The sequence below is a fragment of the Nonomuraea sp. MG754425 genome, assembly GCF_021699195.1.
GTDB lineage: Bacteria > Actinomycetota > Actinomycetes > Streptosporangiales > Streptosporangiaceae > Nonomuraea.
This window is the reverse complement of the sequence record NZ_SSXE01000486.1, coordinates 1-536: the sequence shown is the minus strand read 5'-3', so window position 1 is coordinate 536 and position 536 is coordinate 1. Positions and strand designations below refer to the sequence as shown.

General features: G+C 75.0%; 1 protein-coding gene. It reads left to right on the top strand.

The window, feature by feature from the left end:
- Window positions 1-14: 14 nt before the first annotated feature.
- Window positions 15-536 (top strand): MFS transporter (locus FAF44_RS53605; RefSeq protein ID WP_237111184.1); only part of this gene is annotated, 522 nt, incomplete at its 3' end.

The following is a 536-nucleotide window of genomic DNA, read 5'->3' as shown; positions in this document are numbered from 1 at the left end:
CACGCGGGCTGGACGTGGCTGATCGTGATGACGTCGGCGTGGCTGCTGCTCGCCGCCCTCACCGTCCTGCTGATCAGGAAGCGCCCCATGACGCGCCGGCCGCCGCGTCCCTGGTGTTCCTGTCGTACGCCATGGGCACCGCGTCCTCGGCCGCCGCCGGACGGCTGGCCGCCCGCCTGGGACGGACGGGGGCGCTGGTGACGGCGCTGGTCGTGACGGTGGCCGGGTCCGCGCTGACCGCGCACCCGTCGCTGCCCGTGATCGCGATCGGCTTCGCCGTGCTGACCACCGGGTTCTTCGCCGCGCACGCCATCGCCAACGCCTGGGTGACCGCCGACGCGCCGCCGCCCGCCCGGGGCCGGGCCGCGGGCCTCTACACGCTCTGCTACTACCTGGGCAGCGGCGCGGGCGGCACGGCGGGCGCGATCGTGTACGACCACGCGGGCTGGACGTGGCTGATCGTGATGACGTCGGCGTGGCTGCTGCTCGCCGCCCTCACCGTCCTGCTGATCAGGAAGCGCCCCATGACGCGCCGG